The sequence below is a fragment of the Pseudomonas sp. GL_103 genome, from assembly GCF_057835175.1.
In genome coordinates this window covers 5,510,157-5,527,484 of the sequence record NZ_CM174420.1, presented here as the reverse complement: position 1 = coordinate 5,527,484, position 17,328 = coordinate 5,510,157, and the positions used below count along the sequence as shown (strand labels likewise).

Sequence of the window (17,328 nt, the reverse complement as noted above, 5' to 3'; positions counted from 1 at the left end):
GATCGGGCTCTCAAATCAGATTTTAAGCGACTTAAATAGAAAACAATTCGTTGAAGGCGCGGGCGCGGCGGGTCACCTCAGCCGTGCTCTCGGCACCGAATAGGCCATGCACCACCGCCAGCAGATCGACGCCATGGGCCACCAGTGGGGCGGCATTATCCAGAGTGATGCCGCCGATCGCGCAGATTGGCAAGTGCAACTGCTTGCGGGCCTGGTCGAGCAAATCGAGGCTGCAGGTCGGGGCACCGGGCTTGGTGTTCGAATTGAAGAAGCGGCCGAAGGCGACATAGCTGGCACCTTCTTTAGCCGCCTGTTCGGCCAGTTCGAGCTGCGCGTGGCAGGTCGAACCGATGATCGCCTGGCGCCCGAGCAGTGCACGGGCCGGAGTCAGCGGGCCGTCGGTCTGGCCCAGGTGCACGCCCACGTTCAGGCGTGCCGCCAACTCGGCGTCGTCGTTGATGATCAGCTGCGTCTTGTAGCGTTCGCACAGCCCGCGCAAGGCTTCGGCCTCACGCAGGCGGCGGGCCTCGTCGCTGCTCTTGTCGCGGTATTGCAGCAAGGTGACGCCGCCTTCCAGCGCCGCCTCCACGTACTTGAGCAACTTACCGTCCAGCAAATGGCTGTCGGTAATGGCGTACAGGCCACGTAGTTTCATCGGACAAGCCTCACCGCATACAAATAGAAGTTACGAACAGAAATCCAGTGGCAAGCGGCGCGGCACGAACTGGCCTTTGCCCAGTTGCTCGGCATCACGCAGGGTGCGCCATGTGTAGTTAAGCGCGGTCTGCACGGCACTGGCGAGGTTTTCGCCCTGGGCCAGACGACCGGCCAGGGCACTGGCCAGGGTGCAACCGGAACCGTGATAACTGCCCGGCAAGCGCTGGCAGGTATAGGTTTCGTGCAGGCCATCGCGGCTGTACAGGCGATTGTGGATTTCGGTTTCGTCGCCATGGCCGCCGGTGATCAGCAGGTGTTTGACGAACGGCAGGAGTTTTTCAGCGCACTCGTCCGCAGTGCCTTCGGGCAGTTCGGCGAGGATGCGGGCTTCGGGAAGGTTGGGGGTGGCAATGATCGACAAGGGCAGCAGGCGTTCGCGCATGGCGTAGCCGACTTCGTCCTTGCCCAGGCGTCCGCCGCCGCCGGCGCGCAGCACCGGGTCGCAGACCACTGGCAAGTGCGGGTGCGCCGAAAGCAGTTCGACCACGGTGTCGACCATTTCCAGGGAACCGAGCATGCCCAGTTTGACCGCGGCGACTTCGGAGTCGTTGAGCACGGCATTGGCCTGGGCCAGTACCCACTCACGGTCCAGGACGCGGAAGTCAGTGACATTGACGGTGTCTTGCACGGTCAGGGCGGTGACGGCCGGAGCCGCATGGCAACCCTGAGCGAGCAGAGCTTCGATATCTGCCTGCAAGCCGGCGCCACCACTTGGGTCGTGGCCGGAGAGACAGAGGACAACGGGGCGAGAGCTGTAGATATTCATGGTGCGCGAGCTTACCACCAAACCTGTTTTTCGGGTGTTGTGGCGGTGTGTTTGGTCGATACATTGTGGTGAGGGGGCTTGCCCCCTCGCCACAGCGATTTGTCTGCCTTTGATAATCGTTTAGCAGTATCGCTGAAACGCCCGTTCTAGAGCCTTTTCAGGAAAAATTTCAATGGTGTTTAATGGCCATCAACGGCTATGCTAGAGTGGATCCAAACCAATAACAGGTGATGCCGGTTTTACGTCTGCTCAAAAGGAATGGGGGGCTTCCTGACAGAACCGGACAGGCCACGCTGGGGCTTCAATGCGCTATTTGCTGATGTTGCTGTTGTGTTTGCCCCTCCTGGCAAACGCCGTCGAGTTCGATGAGTTCACTCAAAGCCTCCCCTTGGGCCGAACCCTGCAGGTCTATGAGGACGCAGGTGGTCAGGCGACCATCGCGGATATCCGTGCGCAAGCGGCGGCCGGCAACTTCAAACCGCACCACAAGGACACGCTCAACGCCGGGTACTCGCGTTCGGTGTTCTGGCTGAAAATCGACCTGCATTACCGTCCGGCCAACCCGACGGCGCAAAGGACCTGGCTGCTGGAACTGGCCTATCCGCCCCTCGATCATCTCGATCTCTATTTGCCCGATGCGGCCGGCAACTATCAGTTGGTCAGGCAGACCGGCGATGCCTTGCCCTTCGCCAGCCGCGAGATTCGTCAGAACAACTATCTGTTCGACCTGACCTTCAAACCGGACCAGGCCGAAACCGTATTCATGCGCTTGCAAAGCGAAGGCTCAATCCAGGCGCCGGTCACCTTGTGGTCGAGCACAGCCTATCTCGAAGAGCAGCCCGTGCGCCTCTACGTACTGGGGCTGATCTACGGTGTGCTGCTGGGGATGCTGGTCTACAACCTGTTCATCTACCTCAGCGTGCGCGACACCAGTTACCTCTACTACATCTTCTACATCGCCTCGTTCGGCTTGTATCAGCTGTCGGTAAACGGTGCGGCTGTGCAGTATTTCTGGCCGGACAATCCATGGTGGGCCAACGCCGCTACGCCGTTTTTCATCGGTTGTGCGGGGCTGTTCGGCAGTCAGTTCGCCCGCAGTTTCCTGCAAATGGCCACTCACAGTCGCTGGCTCGACCGCTTGTTGCTGGCGCTGGTTGCTTTCAGTGCGCTGGTGGTCGGCCTGTCATTGATGACCAGCTACGCCCTGGCCCTGCGCTTGGCCACGGCCCTGGCGCTGACGTTCACCGTGGTGATTTTTGCCGCCGGGATCTTTGCCTGGCTGCGGGGGCTGCGGGTGGCGCGGTATTTCATCATTGCCTGGTCGGCGTTTTTGCTCGGCGGCGTCGTCAATACGCTGATGGTGCTGGGCTATCTGCCGAATGTGTTCCTGACCATGTATTCCAGCCAGATCGGCTCGGCCATCGAAGTGGCGCTGCTGTCCCTGGCGCTGGCCGACCGCATCAACGCCATGCGCGAGCAGCAGGCTCAGACCCTGTTCGACGCCAGCCAGAAGCTTGAAGTCCTCAACCAGCAACTGGCCCGCAGTAACAAGCTCAAGGACGAGTTCCTTGCCACCCTGACCCACGAATTGCGCACGCCCATGAACGGTGTGATCGGTTCACTGGAACTGATGCAGACGGTCGAGATGGACCCGGAGCTCGAGCAGTACCAGCAGACGGCTTCGGGGTCGGCGCGGGACATGATGCGCATGGTCAACGGCATCCTCACCCTCACCGAATTGCAGGCCGGCAAACTCAAGGCCTCGGCCGACACCTTCAGCTTGCGTGGTGTGGTCGAGGCACTGCGCACGCAGTTCGAGGGCAACGCATCGGGCAAGTCGCTGGATTTCAAGGTCGATGTCGCGCCAGGTGTGCCGGATCGCTTGCACGGCGATAACGTCAAGATCGCGCAGTGCCTGGAATGCCTGCTGGATAACGCCATCAAGTTCACCAAGGTCGGCGGCCTGGCCCTGCGGGTGACCGGCAAGACCATCGAGCCCGACAGGCTGGCCTTGACCTTTGCGGTGATCGACACGGGCATTGGTTTCACCGATTTGGGCGAGGCCACGATGTATCAACGGTTCTTCCAGCTCGACGGCTCGATGACCCGTGAATACGGTGGACTGGGGGTTGGCCTGGCGATTTGCCGACAGTTGGTCGAATTGCTCGGCGGGCGCCTGACCCATCGCTCCGAGCCAGGACGCGGCAGCCGGTTTCAGCTGGATGTGGAAGTCGGGTTGCCGGTGGTAGAGCGTCCGGTGACGCCGTTGATGACCCGGGATTTTCCGCGCCTGCGCTTGCCTCAGGATTGTGCCGTGCTGTTGGTGGATGACAGCGGCATCAGCCAGTTGGTGATGCGCGGCATGTTGCTCAAGCTGGGCTTTCGCGTACGTACGGCCGATAGCGTCGATGCCGCGCTCGATCTCTTGCGGCGCGAAGTGTTTGACGCGGTGCTGGTCGATTGTCAGTTGCCGCTGCTGGACGGTGAGTCGGTGTGCTGCCGGATCCGCGCGTTACCCGGTTATGCCGAACTGCCGTTGTTCTTGATCGCCCTGAGCGGTGACCGTGAACGCTGCCCGACCGGCGCGGTGATTGATCACTTGAACAAACCGGTGAAATTCGAAGACTTGCAGGCCGCCCTCTACCGCCGCGTGCTTTGTTCGCAACAGGGCGAAAGCGCCGGCAGTTAGGCGGATATGACACTTTGATCGGCCGAGGGGCGGTGCTTAACTGAAGTCCCTTGGCCGACCAAAGGAGCCCTGTCATGAACCTGCATCAGTTCGCCGAAACCCACGAAGTCACCAACCAGCCACCGTCACTGGACGGCGCCAACCTGTACCGCATCGACTTGCCGTTGCAGGAATGGTCGCGGCGGTTCGGGGCCGGTTGGGCCGAATCGCGGATCGACGCCTACGGCGCGCTGGCCGGTGGCCCGTTGATGGAAGCCGGGTTCCTGGCCAATCAGAACAAGCCGGTGTTCAACAGCCATGACCGGTTTGGTCATCGCATCGACCTGGTGGAATTTCACCCGGCCTATCACCAATTGATGCGCACGGCGGTTGAGCATGGCTTGACCTCATTGCCCTGGGCTCATCCGCAGTCCGGCGCCCACGTGGCCCGCGCTTCCATGACTTACTTGCACAGCCAGGCCGAGGCCGGCAGCGGCTGCCCGCTGACCATGACCTTCGCCAGCGTTCCGGCCATGCGCCTGCAACCGGACCTGGCGGAAAAGTGGCTGCCGAAAATCCTCGCCACCGAATACGACCCGCGCAACGTCGGCATGGCCCACAAGGCCGGGGTCACCATCGGCATGGCCATGACCGAGAAGCAGGGCGGCACCGATGTGCGGGCCAATACCACCAAGGCGTATCCGGTCGGTGCCAGCGGTCCGGGCCAGGCCTATGAACTGGTGGGGCACAAGTGGTTCTGCTCGGCGCCGATGTGCGACGCCTTCCTGACCCTGGCGCAGACCGACAAGGGCCTGACCTGTTTCCTGCTGCCGCGCCATCGTCCGGACGACACGCGCAATCAGTTCTACATCCAGCGCCTGAAGAACAAGCTCGGCAATTGCTCCAACGCCTCCAGCGAAGTGGAGTTCCGTGGCGCACTGGCGTGGATGGTCGGTGAAGAGGGCCGTGGCGTTCCGACGATCATCGAGATGGTCGCCATGACCCGCTTCGATTGCATGGTCGGTTCCAGTTCGCTGATGCGCCAGGCGCTGACCCAGGCCAGCCATCACTGCGCTCACCGTTCGGTTGGCGGCAAACTGCTCAGCGAACAGCCATTGATGCAGAACGTGCTGGCGGATCTGGCGCTGGAAAGCGAAGCAGCTCTGGCCTTGAGCCTGCGCATGGGCCGGGCACTGGATCATCTGGACAATTCGCAGGAAGCCAAGTTCGCCCGGCTGGTGACGGCGGTGGGCAAGTACTGGATCTGCAAGCGGGCGCCGGCCATGATCAACGAAGCGGCCGAATGCATGGGCGGCGCTGGGTATGTTGAAGACAGCATCCTGCCGCGGCTTTACCGCGAGGCGCCGGTGAATTCGACGTGGGAAGGTTCCGGCAATGTGCAGTGCCTTGATGTGCTGCGTGCCCTGTCGAAAGAACCGGGCGTGCTCGATGCGCTGTTCAGCGAGTTGGGCGATGGCCATGGCGACAAGCGCTTGGCAGCGCACATCAATCAATTGCAGGCAGCCTTCAAGGACACCAGCGACATTCAGTACCGTGCCCGGCAACTCACTGAAGACATCGCTCTGGGGCTGCAGGCCAAGTTGTTGCTGGAAGCCGGGAATGCGGTGGTCAGTGATGCCTTCATCGCCAGTCGTCTGGATGGCGGCGGCCGAGTGTACGGCGCATTGCCACGCGGGCTGGACGTGGAAGCGATTGTCGCCCGCTCGACCCCGCAAGGCTTCTGATTAGTCAGAAGATCGCAGCCTTCGGCAGCTCCTACGGGTGCACGACGAGCCCTTGTAGGAGCTGCCGCAGGCTGCGATCTTTTTTGTCTGTTCCCGTGAAGCGACGATGCAGGCAAGATGAAGGTCTGCAAGTCAGAACACAGGATGCTGATCGTGACCGAAGCTTTTATTGTCGTTCAAACCGCCGAGCAAGCCGTGGATCGGCTTGCACTCTTGCACAATCGTGCAACCACCGCGCTGAGCCAGGCGCTCAAGCGCTACCTCAAGGATCGCGTCGAGCCCGATGCCGAACAGCGCTCGATGTTCCGCTATCCCGAATTGCGCCTGACCTATCACTGCCAGGGCGAAGTCCCGCAGACCACTCGCGCTTACGCCAAGGTCCAGTTGCCGGGCACTTACAGCGTCACTGTCACTCATCCGTCGGCTTTCCGTAAATACCTGCTGGAACAGCTCGTTCCGCTGATGCACGACTTCACCGTGACCGTGGAAGTCGGTGTCAGCCAGCAGAACATCCCATATCCGTACGTGGTCGAGCAGGGCGATGAGCTGGCAGGTTCCGGTGTCACCGCCGCCGTGCTGGCGCGGGTGTTTCCGAGTACCGACCTGTCGGCGGCGACAGACGGCATTGCCGATGGATTGTACGATTGGGAAAACACCGATCCGCTGCCCCTGGCGCTGTTCGATGCCGCCCGGGTGGATTTCTCCCTGCGCCGACTGGTGCATTACACCGGCAGCGACTGGCGGCATGTGCAGCCGTGGATTTTGCTGACCAACTATCACCGCTACGTCGACCAGTTCATCGTCCATGGCCTGGAACAACTGCGCACAGACCCGCGTTTCGTGCGCATGGTGCTGCCGGGCAACGTGATCATCGAAAAAAGCATGGACCACGGCGAAGCCTCGGCGATTGCCGCCGGGGTGGTCTGGCACCGCTACCAGATGCCGGCCTATCACCTGATCGCCAGCGATGGTCACGGCGTGACCTTGGTTAACATCGGTGTTGGCCCGTCCAACGCCAAGAACATCACCGACCACCTGGCCGTGCTGCGTCCGCATTGCTGGCTGATGATCGGCCACTGCGGCGGTCTGCGTCAGTCGCAGACCATTGGCGACTACGTGCTGGCCCACGCCTACATGCGTCGCGACGGGATTCTCGACCGGGTGGTGCCGCCGAACATTCCGATTCCGGCGTTGGCCGAAGTGCAACTCGCGCTTCAGCAAGCGGCGGCCAACGTCACCGGCGAGAAGGGCGACGAACTGAAGAAGCGCCTGCGTACCGGCACCGTGCTGACCTACGACGACCGTAACTGGGAACTGCGCTGGGCGCAGGAACGGCCGCTGATCAACCTGTCCCGCGCCGTGGCGGTGGACATGGAAAGCGGCACCATCGCAGCGCAAGGTTATCGTTTGCGGGTGCCGTACGGCACATTGCTGTGCGTCTCGGACAAGCCACTACACAGCGAAATCAAGTTGCCGGGCTCGGCCAACGCCTTCTATGAACGCGCGGTCAGCCAGCACCTGAAGATCGGTATCGAGGCGGTGGATCTGTTGCGCACCGAACTCAACTCGCTGCACTCGCGCAAACTGCGCAGTTTCGACGAGCCGCCGTTCCGCTGATTGTTCTCATGGTCATTTGGCGGTCGGGGCACTAGCATTACCAGCCCTGATCGCTAGATGTTCACGTCGCCATGTCCCGTCCTCAACGCCCCGTTTCCCGCCGCCCCGGCGCGAAACCATCCCCATCAGCTCCGCGCCGTGTCGCCAAGGCACCACCGGCCGAGCCGAAACTGATCCTGTTCAACAAACCTTTCGATGTGCTGACGCAATTCAGCGACGGCGAAGGGCGTGCGACCCTCAAGGATTACATCGATGTACCGGGAATCTATCCGGCCGGACGGCTGGACCGCGACAGCGAAGGCTTGTTGCTGCTGACCAACGACGGTCAGCTTCAAGCGCGGATCGCCGACCCGAAACACAAGCTGGCCAAGACCTATTGGGTACAGGTCGAGGGCGAGCCGGATGCCGAGCAGTTGCAGCGCTTGCGTGACGGCGTCGAATTGAATGACGGCATGACCTTGCCCGCCGAGGCGCGGCAACTGGACGAGCCTGAACTGTGGCCGCGCAATCCGCCGGTGCGCTTTCGCAAAAGCGTGCCGACCAGTTGGCTGGAGTTGGTGATTCGCGAAGGGCGCAACCGGCAGGTGCGGCGCATGACCGCGGCGGTCGGGTTACCGACCTTGCGCCTGGTGCGGGTCAGAATCGGCGACTGGACGATCGAAGGGCTCGATCAGGGCCAGTGGAAGGAAGTGCCGGCGCGCTTATAACGTGCCGGATTCGATCAGGCCGATCACCACGCTCTTGATCACGAACGCCGCCACGCCCAGGCCCAGCACGAAGAACAGAATGAACGAGCCAAAGCGCCCGGCCTTGGACTTCTTCGCCAGATCCCAGACGATGAAACCCATGAAAATGATCAGGATGCTGACCAGTCCGGTCATCATCCATTCTTCGAGAACGGCAGGATCCATCGAACATCTCCAGCGCGGGCGTGGCTAAAAGGGCGCGGGGAGTATACGCCTGCGCGGGTTCGCGCTGTATTGACCTGCGTCGGTGTGTCGCAGTCATTCGTCGCCCGGCCTGACAACCGACCTGCTCTTGTAGGAGCTGCCGAAGGCTGCGATCTTTTGATTTTGCTGCTAAGAAAAGATCAAAAGATCGCAGCCTCGTTTCACTCGACAGCTCCTACAGGCGCCTATAGAAGTGCTACTTAGCTACGCAGATGAGTCAAAGGCAGTTCGGTGCTGTTCAACACCTGATTCAGCACAAAACTCGAACGCACGCTGGTCACGCCTTCAATCCGCGTCAGATGCCCCAGCAGCAGTTTCTGGTAGTGATCCATGTCCGGCACCACGACCTTGAGTTGATAGTCGGCATCCATCCCGGTCACCAGGCTGCATTCGAGTACCTGGGGCAGGGTGCGGATGGCCGCTTCGAAGTTCTCGAATCGCTCCGGTGTGTGACGGTCCATGCCGATCAGCACGTAAGCGGTCAGGCTCAGGCCGAGCATCTTGCGGTCGAGCAGGGCGACCTGGCGGGAAATGTAACCGTCGTCTTCCAGTTGCTTTACCCGCCGCGAGCACGGCGAAGGCGACAGGCCGATGCGCTCGGCCAGCTCCTGGTTGGAGATGCGTGCGTCGCGCTGCAATTCCGCCAGAATACTCAGGTCGTAACGGTCGAGCTTGCTCATCAAACGGTCCTTTGTCGTAACTATTGCGGAGGATTATGTATCCTGGGTTAAAAATTGCGCAAGTGATGTTTAATCCAGCAATCTTAGCAATCCTCTGCCGGTGCTCCCGGCCTATTCTTATCACCAGAATCACTGCTCGGACAAACAGTCCAGTGCGGCTCGCCGAATCAGGCCCGCCGCGGTCGCCACCCCCACCGGGGATGTGCCGGCCCCCGAGCTACACACTGTCCAGAAGACGGCGTGAGGTGAGCCGACGCCACAAGTGTCGAGCCAGGACGAAGTTCTCTAAGGGGAGGCCGACGGGTCTCCCCTTTTTCTTGCGTGGAATTTGGCCCGCTGGCCTCAATAAATAAGTTGCGTGACTGATAACTTGTCGCAGAACCGACCACTGCTTTCCCAGTCTTACGTACAGGCCCTAACCCTCAATGAGGAAAAGCATGAAATCGCGCATCTGGCGTTTGGCCGGTGTTGGTTTGCTGTGTGTCAGTGTCTCTGCGCAAACGATGGCCGATGAGCCGCAAAATCGTGGCCATGATGGCGGGCAACACGACCAGGGTGGGCATCAGGGCGATAACCAGGGCCATGGTGGCAGCAACCAGCCGCACCCGAAAAATGGCCAGCAGCAGAATCAGCCCCGTGCGCAAAACAACGACAATCGCCAGTACGATCACAACGGCCAGAATCAACGTCAGGACAATGACCAGAGGCAGAACCGTCCAGCGCCGGATTTCAACAGCCGGGTGCGCTCGCCGCTGCCAATGCCACAGATGCCTGCCACTGACATGCCAATCCAGCCCCGGCCCGACACCGTGCGCCAGACCCAGCAGCCGCAGCGCGGTTACTACCAGGATCAGCCGCGTCGCAACGATTACAAGCAGCGCTGGAATGGCTACACAGTCGCACCGTCCTATGACAATTACGGGCAGGGGCGCCCGAGTGGATACGGTAACAGCTGGGGGCCAGGCCCAAGGTATCGCCCCGGCCAAGTGATCGACCGCTTCCCCGAGCGCGACTACCGTGTGCCTTACCGTGGCATGGATTACTTCTATTCCGGTGGCTACTGGTATCGCCCGCTGGGCCCGCGTTATGTGGTGGTGGAGCCACCGCGCGGGATTCGTGTCAGGTACCTGCCTGATTACGCCGAGCGGGTGTGGATCGGCGGGGTGCTGCTGTTCCTGGCGGCCGGTTCCTATTATGCCTATCAGCAAAGCACTCAGGATTACGTCGTGGTCGAACCACCGGTTGGCCAACCGCAACCACCTGCCGGCAACAGTGGTTATGACGTGGAGGCGTATCCGGCCAACGGTCAGTCGCCGGAGCAGGTCAGTCGGGATGGTTACGAGTGCTATCAATATGCGGTGCAGCAGAGTGGTTTCGATCCACGAGCCGCCACCTACCAGCCAGACCCGTCGGTGGTGCAAGCCTACCGACAGGCCCAAGGCAACTGCCTGAGCAGTCGCGGTTATCAGGTGACTTACTGATCCCGGGCGGCTTTTACCACTTCCTTCGGATCGGCGTGCACCAGTACTTCGGCCCGCGGGTAGGCGCTGTGAATGGCAGCGGCCGCCTGATCGCTGATGCCATGGGCAACTGACAGCGTCAGCTCTCCCGGCAACTCCAGATGCAACTGCACAAACCACTGGTTGCCGGAGATCCGCGTGCGCAGGTCATGGGCTCCCAACACGCCGGGCACGCTGCACGCCAATTCCAGCATGTGCTGGCTGACCTCCGGCGGCAGTTCTTCATCCATCAATACCGCAAAGCTCTCCCGGGCGATCTGCACTGCGCTCCACAGAATGTAGGCGGCGATTCCCAGACCAAACCAGGGGTCGACCTGATGCAGTCCAAACCCGGCCAACACCAGCGCGATCAGAATGCTGCCGTTGAGCAGCAGGTCCGAACGGTAGTGCAGCGAGTCGGCACGCACGGCGTTGGAGCCCGTGGCCTTGATCACCCGATGTTGCAGCATCAGCAAGGCCAGGGTCAGGACGAGGGAGAACACAATCACGCCGATACTGATCCACGGCGCGCCGACCGGTTCGGGATGTTTGAGCCGATCAACGGCCTGCAATGCAATCAGTACCGCACTGCCGCCAATGAACAATGCCTGGGCCATGCCTGCCAATGACTCGGCCTTGCCGTGCCCGTAGCGATGATCATTGTCGGCGGGGCGCAGGGCGTAATGCACCGCCAGCAGATTGAGCAATGACGTGACGCCGTCGAGTGTCGAGTCGGTGAGCCCGGCGAGCATGCTCACCGAGCCGCTCAGCCACCAGGCGATGGCTTTGGCGACGATCAGGGTGCAGGCCACCGCCACCGAGGCACGGGTCGCCAGCCGCAGCAGGCGGGCGTGTTCGGAGCTGGAGGTCATAGTGGTCATCGTTCCTTGAAGAGTCCTTTCGCGCGTAGGGATTACGCGGCTGGTTGCAGGCCGAACATCGCCAGTTGCTGGGCGCTGCCTTTGCTCTGGATCAGGCGTGGATCGTCCAGCGGGAAGCTGCGGCCCAGTTCGCTTTCCAGAATAGTCTGCAACTTGCGGTTATCGACCTTGCCGTCGGCGCCGATGGCTTCCTTGAGTTTTTCCGGTGCAACTTGTGCGGTCTTGCCCGGCTCGAAGTAAATCGCGCCGGTGGCGAAGTCCACGGCAAACGCAATCAGGCCGGGGATGATGTAGAACAGCAGGCCCACGGCGTCGAGCGCGGCGATGGCCGGGTCGATCTTGCCTTCGATCTGGCCACGGCGATCCGGGTAAAAGATCGAACCGCAGGCGGTCACTTGAGTCAGCAAGGTTGCGACCAGAACACCGCCAATCAGGCGAAAGGGAGCACGCATATGAAATCTCCTGAGTAGAACGCCAATAACGTTACTGGTTAGAGCCCAGACTACGCCAAACAGTTCGCCGTTATACTCGCCGCTCTGTTTTGGAGCCAGCATGATTTCTTTGCCGATCGATGAAGTTTTACCCGCCCTGCGTGAAGCCCTCGCTACACGCCACGAAGCCGTGCTCGAAGCACCGCCCGGCGCCGGTAAAACCACCCGCGTACCTTTGGCCTTGCTCAACGAACCGTGGCTGGCCGGGCAGACCATCCTGATGCTTGAACCTCGCCGGTTGGCCGCGCGTGCAGCGGCGGAACGGCTGGCCAGTGAGCTGGGGGAGAAGGTCGGCGAAACCGTGGGCTACCGCATTCGACTCGACAGCAAGGTCGGCCCCAACACCCGCATCGAAGTGGTCACCGAAGGCATCCTCACCCGGCGTTTGCAGGACGACCCGGCGCTCGAGGGCGTGGGCCTGCTGATCTTCGACGAATTTCACGAACGCAGCCTCGACGCGGATCTGGCGCTGGCCCTGAGCCTCAATGGCCGCGAACTGTTCCGTGACGATCAGCCGCTGAAAATCCTCTTGATGTCCGCCACGCTCGAAGGCGAGCGCTTGGCCGGGTTGCTCGACGACGCGCCGATCCTGCGCAGCGAAGGGCGCATGTACCCGGTGGCGATGCGCTGGGGCCGGCCGTTTCAGGCCGGTGAATTCATCGAGCCGCGTCTGGTGCAGACCATCCTTGAAGCCTTGAACGACGAGACCGGCAGCGTGCTGGTGTTCCTGCCGGGGCAGGCTGAAATCCGTCGCGTGCATCAGCAACTGGCCGATGCCTTGGGCGAAAACACTCAGGTTCTATTGTGTCCGTTGCACGGTGAACTGGATCTCGCCGCGCAACGGGCGGCAATTGATCCGGCACCGACGGGCAAGCGCAAAGTGGTGCTGGCCACCAACATCGCCGAAACCAGTTTGACCATCAACGGCGTGCGCGTGGTGATCGATGCCGGGCTGGCGCGGGTGCCGCGTTTCGACCCAGGCAGCGGCATGACCCGTCTCGACACCCAGCGCATTTCCAAGGCCAGCGCCACCCAGCGTGCAGGTCGGGCAGGGCGACTGGAACCGGGCGTGTGTTATCGCTTGTGGTCCCAGGACCAGCACGAGCAACTGGCGGCCTATGGCAGCGCGGAAATCCTTTCGGCGGACCTCGCCGGGATGGCCTTGCAACTGGGACGTTGGGGTGTGACGCCTGGGCAACTGGTGTGGCTCGACGTGCCACCGGCCGCCGCTTATGCACAGGCCCAGGACCTGCTCGAACGTCTGGGGGCTCTGGAGGGTGAAGCGCTGACACGTCACGGTCAGGCCATGGCCGAATTGCCGGCGCATCCGCGTATCGCGCATTTGCTGTTGCGCGGCCAGGCGCTGGGTTTGGCAGACATGGCCTGCGACGTTGCGGCACTGCTCGGCGAGCGCGATATCTTGCGCGGTGCCGGGGCGGACTTGCACAGCCGACTGGTATTGCTGTCTGGCGAAGAGCGCGCCGCACGCGGTGCCCAAGGCGGGGTGCAGCGCGCACGGCAACTGGCGCGGCAGTATCGTGGTTATCTGCGGGGCAAAGCTGCGGAGCCGGTCAGCGATCCGGATCACCCGCGCTGGCTCGGCGCGTTGCTGGCGCTGGCCTATCCCGACCGGGTCGCCCAACAACGGCGCGCCGGTGGTGCGGAATATCGCTTGGCCAACGGACGTGCTGCACTGTTCGCCGAAGCCGACAGCCTGATGAAGCAAGCGTGGCTGGTGATCGCCGATCTGGGCAGTCGCCAGGGCCAGCGTGAGGAGCGGATTTACCTGGCGACGGACTTCGATCCGGCGCTCTTCGATTCAGTGCTGGCCGAGCAGGTTCGCTGCGTCGATCAACTGGATTGGGATGAGCGCGAGGGCGTGCTGCGGGCCGAGCGTCAGCGCAAGGTTGGCGAACTGATCCTCAGCCGCGAGCCACTGACCGGCCTCGACGAAACCGCCCGCAGCCAGGCGCTGGTGAACCTGGTGCGGCGCAAAGGCCTGGAGCTGTTGCCGTGGACCCCGGAACTGCGTCAGTGGCAGGCGCGGGTCGCCTTGTTACGGCAACTGGACCTCGCCGCCAAGGGCGAGAGCGAGTGGCCGGATGTCAGCGGCGCGGCATTGCTCAAGAGTCTGGAACACTGGCTGATGCCGTATCTGGGCAAGGTTTCGCGGCTCAGTCACTTTGCCAACCTGGACCTGTCGAGTATCGTCCACAACCTGTTGCCATGGCCTCTGCCACAACGCCTGGACGAACTGGCGCCGCATCATTTGAGCGTGCCGTCGGGGTCGTCGATTCGTCTGGACTACAGCGAACAGCCGCCGATTCTGGCGGTGCGTTTGCAGGAGTTGTTCGGCCTGGCCGAAACCCCGCGCATCGCCGGGGGCCGGCAGGTGGTCAAGCTGCATCTGTTGTCCCCGGCGCGGCGGCCGGTGCAGGTGACCCAGGACTTGGCGAACTTCTGGCGCAGCACCTATGCCGAGGTGAAGAAGGATTTGAAGGGGCGCTATCCGAAGCATTACTGGCCGGATGATCCGCTGGTGGCCGAGGCCACCGCACGGATAAAGCCGCGCAAGTAATCGCAGCGCGATAACGTAGGAGCTGCCGCAGGCTGCGATCTTTTGATCTTAAAAAATCAACGTCAAAAGATCGCAGCCTGCGGCAGCTCCTACACGGACGGTGTTGACCTTTCGGATTTCGCCGTGAGCTGTTCGCGGCAATAGTCAGCAAACAACTGCGCCGGTTTGGTCAGTTGCCCACGCTTGAGCCATGCCGCCACCAGCCCGGATCCGGTGACCTCTTCGGCGATGTCCACGCACACCACTTTCTGTCCGTCGTAGGTGCACTCCGAATGCGGCTTGGTCACCAGTATCGAAAAACCGAACCCCTGGCCAACCATGCCCCGCACCATCTCGATCGAAGGTGAGCTGAAGGCGATGCGCGGGGTCAGGCCCAGCTCTTCGAACAGGCTGACGAAGTAGGTCCGGCTCGGCTGCACGTCCAGAAGAATCATCGGCTCCAGGCACAAATCCCGCAGCGACACCTGCGCCTGCTGGGCAAAGCGGTGATCCGCCGGCAGCAGCGCGTAAGGTCGTTGCGCCGGCATCAGTGGTTCGGTCTGGATGGTGCCGTCGAGGTCGTGCTCGTAGAGGATCGCCAGATCGAAGGCGCCGGAGGTCAGACCCTGCACCAGCTCTTGTTGCTCGCCGTCGCGGATGCGGATTTCCACCCCTGGATACAACGCCGAAAATCCTGCGATCAATTGCGGCAGATACAGCGGCGCGACGGTTTCGAAACAGCCGATATCGATCTGACCGGACACAACGTCGTTGTCGGCCAAGGCGTTCTGCTCGAACTCCTTGGCCATGCGCAGCAGTTCCTGGGCCTTGCGGTAGAAGCGTGCACCGCTGGGGGTCAATGACACGCCCTGTGCATGGTGACGAATCAGCAGTTGCACGCCGAAACTGTCTTCCAGCCCTTTGATGGCCGTGGAGATCGAAGGCTGGGCGATGTACAGCTTGCGCGAGGCCTCGGCGACGCTGCCGCACTCAACGGTGGTGATGAAGTATTTCAGTTGACGCAGATTGTAGGCAGCCACAGCAAACCTCGGGGGAGAACGGATCAGGCATCCTGGCAATTTGCGCGCCACCCCTATCCGCTCGGGTAGCGATTTGTTGTGTTTGAACAATAACCACATGCTGCGCCAGAAGGGAGATTGGCTACGTAGTTTTTTCTTGGCCTGCGAACACATTTTTACTGGTTTTCCACCGCTCGGGCCTGAGCGACTATCCAATACACAAGAATGTCCTCTGGAGCATCTGAACGTGTTCGAGCTTGAGTATTGGCAACGCAAGGCCGCTTCCCTGCGGTTTCCCGACCAGGCCGTGATCGACGGCCAGCGCCGCGCGGCGCAGTCGGGACAGACTTTCGCCGCGATCAACCCCGCCACCGGGCAATACCTGGCCAACGTTGCCGCCTGCGGCGAAGAAGACGTGAACGCGGCGGTACGCAATGCGCGGCAGGTCTTCGAGGCTGGCACCTGGGCTGCGCGCTCGCCGACCGAACGCAAGCAAGTGCTGTTGCGCCTGGCCGACTTGATCCTGGAAAACCGTGAAGAGCTGGCGCTGCTCGATTCGCTGAACATGGGCAAGCCCGTCGCCGATGCCTACAACATCGACGTGCCGGGCGCCGCCGGGGTGTTCCGCTGGTACGCCGAGAGCCTCGACAAACTCTACGACCAGGTCGCCCCAAGCGCGCAGAACGTGCTGGCAACCATTACTCGCGAAGCCCTGGGCGTAGTGGCTGCCGTGGTGCCGTGGAATTTCCCGCTGGACATGGCGGCGTGGAAACTCGCCCCGGCCCTGGCCGCCGGTAACTCAGTCATTCTCAAACCGGCCGAGCAGTCGCCGTTTTCCGCCCTGCGACTGGCTGAGCTGGCGCTGGAGGCGGGGATTCCGGCTGGCGTGCTCAACGTACTGCCGGGCCTCGGCGAGCAGACCGGCAAGGCCCTCGGCCTGCACCCGGACGTCGATTGCCTGGTGTTCATCGGCTCCACCGAAGTCGGCAAATATTTCATGCAGTACTCGGCCCAGTCGAACCTCAAGCAGGTGTGGCTGGAGTGCGGCGGCAAGAGTGCGAACCTGGTGTTCGCCGATTGTCAGGACCTCGATCTGGCAGCGGAAAAAGCCGCATTCGGCATCTTCTTCAATCAGGGCGAAGTCTGCTCGGCCAACTCGCGGTTGCTGGTGCAGCGCTCGATTCATGACGAGTTCGTCGAACGCCTCAAGGCCCAGGCCGAACGCTGGTTGCCGGGCGATCCGCTGGACCCGTCGAGCGCCGCCGGGGCCATCGTCGACAGCCGTCAGACCGCGCGCATCATGAAGTTCATCCAGCAGGCCGAACAGCAAGGCGCGACCAGGATCTGTGGCGGTCGGCAGTCGATCTTCAACGGCTCGGACAACTTCATCCAGCCGACGATTTTCACCGGCGTGACGCCGGACATGCCGCTGTTTCGCGATGAAGTGTTCGGCCCGGTGTTGGCGATTACGGCATTCGACGACGAAGCCCACGCCTTGCAGTTGGCCAACGACAGCGTCTACGGTCTGGCGGCTTCGCTATGGACCGACGACCTCAACCGCGCCCACCGTGTGGCGCGACAATTGCGGGCCGGTACGGTGTCGGTCAACAGCGTCGATGCGCTGGACGTGACCGTGCCTTTTGGCGGCGGCAAGCAGTCGGGTTTCGGCCGCGACCTGTCCCTGCATTCATTCGATAAATACACCCAGTTGAAGACCACCTGGTTTCAATTGCGCTGA

Annotated in this window: 14 protein-coding genes; 7 read left to right on the top strand and 7 right to left on the bottom strand. The window is 61.9% G+C overall.

Translation table 11 applies throughout. From position 1 onward, the window contains the following. Positions 1–31: 31 nt before the first annotated feature. Together thiE and AC3IP0_RS24890 are read right to left on the bottom strand one after the other, a co-directional pair. Positions 32–655, bottom strand: a complete 624-nt coding sequence (gene thiE, locus AC3IP0_RS24895) for a thiamine phosphate synthase (RefSeq protein ID WP_150726971.1) — start codon at positions 653–655, stop codon at positions 32–34. A gap of 30 nt (positions 656–685) precedes the next feature. Continuing rightward, on the bottom strand, positions 686–1,483 hold the full coding sequence (locus AC3IP0_RS24890; RefSeq protein WP_489326136.1) for a hydroxymethylpyrimidine/phosphomethylpyrimidine kinase: 798 nt from the start codon (positions 1,481–1,483) through the stop codon (positions 686–688). A 304-nt stretch (positions 1,484–1,787) separates the two neighbouring features. On the opposite strand from AC3IP0_RS24890, the gene AC3IP0_RS24885 reads away from it, so the two are divergent. The 4 genes from AC3IP0_RS24885 (at position 1,788) to AC3IP0_RS24870 (ending at position 8,220) form a co-directional block, all read left to right on the top strand. Next, positions 1,788–4,172: a 7TM diverse intracellular signaling domain-containing protein gene (locus AC3IP0_RS24885; RefSeq protein WP_489317346.1), complete on the top strand. Its 2,385-nt coding sequence runs from the start codon at positions 1,788–1,790 to the stop codon at positions 4,170–4,172. 74 nt (positions 4,173–4,246) lie between these two features. Continuing rightward, the gene (locus tag AC3IP0_RS24880; RefSeq protein WP_489317345.1) at positions 4,247–5,896 is read left to right on the top strand and encodes an acyl-CoA dehydrogenase family protein; all 1,650 of its coding nucleotides are present in this window, start codon (positions 4,247–4,249) and stop codon (positions 5,894–5,896) included. Positions 5,897–6,013: 117 nt separating this feature from the next. Beyond that, entirely contained in the window at positions 6,014–7,513 is a 1,500-nt protein-coding gene (amn, locus tag AC3IP0_RS24875) for an AMP nucleosidase (protein WP_489326134.1), read from the top strand. 71 nt (positions 7,514–7,584) lie between these two features. Then, the gene (locus tag AC3IP0_RS24870; protein WP_347909298.1) at positions 7,585–8,220 is read left to right on the top strand and encodes a pseudouridine synthase; all 636 of its coding nucleotides are present in this window, start codon (positions 7,585–7,587) and stop codon (positions 8,218–8,220) included. Here AC3IP0_RS24870 and AC3IP0_RS24865 read toward each other — a convergent pair. Together AC3IP0_RS24865 and AC3IP0_RS24860 are read right to left on the bottom strand one after the other, a co-directional pair. Further along, complete coding sequence (locus AC3IP0_RS24865) at positions 8,215–8,424, bottom strand: DUF2788 domain-containing protein (RefSeq protein ID WP_007894445.1); 210 nt, start codon at positions 8,422–8,424, stop codon at positions 8,215–8,217. The two genes, AC3IP0_RS24870 and AC3IP0_RS24865, sit on opposite strands and share 6 nt — an antisense overlap. A gap of 239 nt (positions 8,425–8,663) precedes the next feature. Further along, on the bottom strand, positions 8,664–9,143 hold the full coding sequence (locus tag AC3IP0_RS24860) for an Lrp/AsnC family transcriptional regulator (protein WP_007937367.1): 480 nt from the start codon (positions 9,141–9,143) through the stop codon (positions 8,664–8,666). Between the two features lie 437 nt (positions 9,144–9,580). Here AC3IP0_RS24860 and AC3IP0_RS24855 point away from each other — a divergent pair, with 437 nt between their 5' ends. Then, on the top strand, positions 9,581–10,624 hold the full coding sequence (locus tag AC3IP0_RS24855) for a DUF6515 family protein (RefSeq protein ID WP_489326132.1): 1,044 nt from the start codon (positions 9,581–9,583) through the stop codon (positions 10,622–10,624). On the opposite strand, the gene AC3IP0_RS24850 is transcribed toward AC3IP0_RS24855, so the two are convergent. Together AC3IP0_RS24850 and AC3IP0_RS24845 are read right to left on the bottom strand one after the other, a co-directional pair. Beyond that, positions 10,618–11,514, bottom strand: a complete 897-nt coding sequence (locus AC3IP0_RS24850) for a cation diffusion facilitator family transporter (protein WP_489319823.1) — start codon at positions 11,512–11,514, stop codon at positions 10,618–10,620. The genes AC3IP0_RS24855 and AC3IP0_RS24850 overlap by 7 nt on opposite strands. Before the next feature lie 41 nt (positions 11,515–11,555). After that, on the bottom strand, positions 11,556–11,975 hold the full coding sequence (locus AC3IP0_RS24845) for a polyribonucleotide nucleotidyltransferase (protein WP_150715947.1): 420 nt from the start codon (positions 11,973–11,975) through the stop codon (positions 11,556–11,558). Positions 11,976–12,075: 100 nt separating this feature from the next. Here AC3IP0_RS24845 and hrpB point away from each other — a divergent pair, with 100 nt between their 5' ends. After that, positions 12,076–14,592, top strand: a complete 2,517-nt coding sequence (gene hrpB, locus AC3IP0_RS24840; RefSeq protein WP_489326131.1) for an ATP-dependent helicase HrpB — start codon at positions 12,076–12,078, stop codon at positions 14,590–14,592. Positions 14,593–14,681: 89 nt separating this feature from the next. Here the strand turns inward: hrpB and AC3IP0_RS24835 are convergent, their stop codons facing one another. After that, positions 14,682–15,611 (bottom strand): LysR family transcriptional regulator, encoded by a 930-nt coding sequence (locus tag AC3IP0_RS24835; RefSeq protein ID WP_489326130.1) that lies wholly within the window; start codon positions 15,609–15,611, stop codon positions 14,682–14,684. Positions 15,612–15,837: 226 nt separating this feature from the next. Here AC3IP0_RS24835 and AC3IP0_RS24830 point away from each other — a divergent pair, with 226 nt between their 5' ends. Continuing rightward, on the top strand, positions 15,838–17,328 hold the full coding sequence (locus tag AC3IP0_RS24830; protein WP_489326129.1) for an aldehyde dehydrogenase: 1,491 nt from the start codon (positions 15,838–15,840) through the stop codon (positions 17,326–17,328).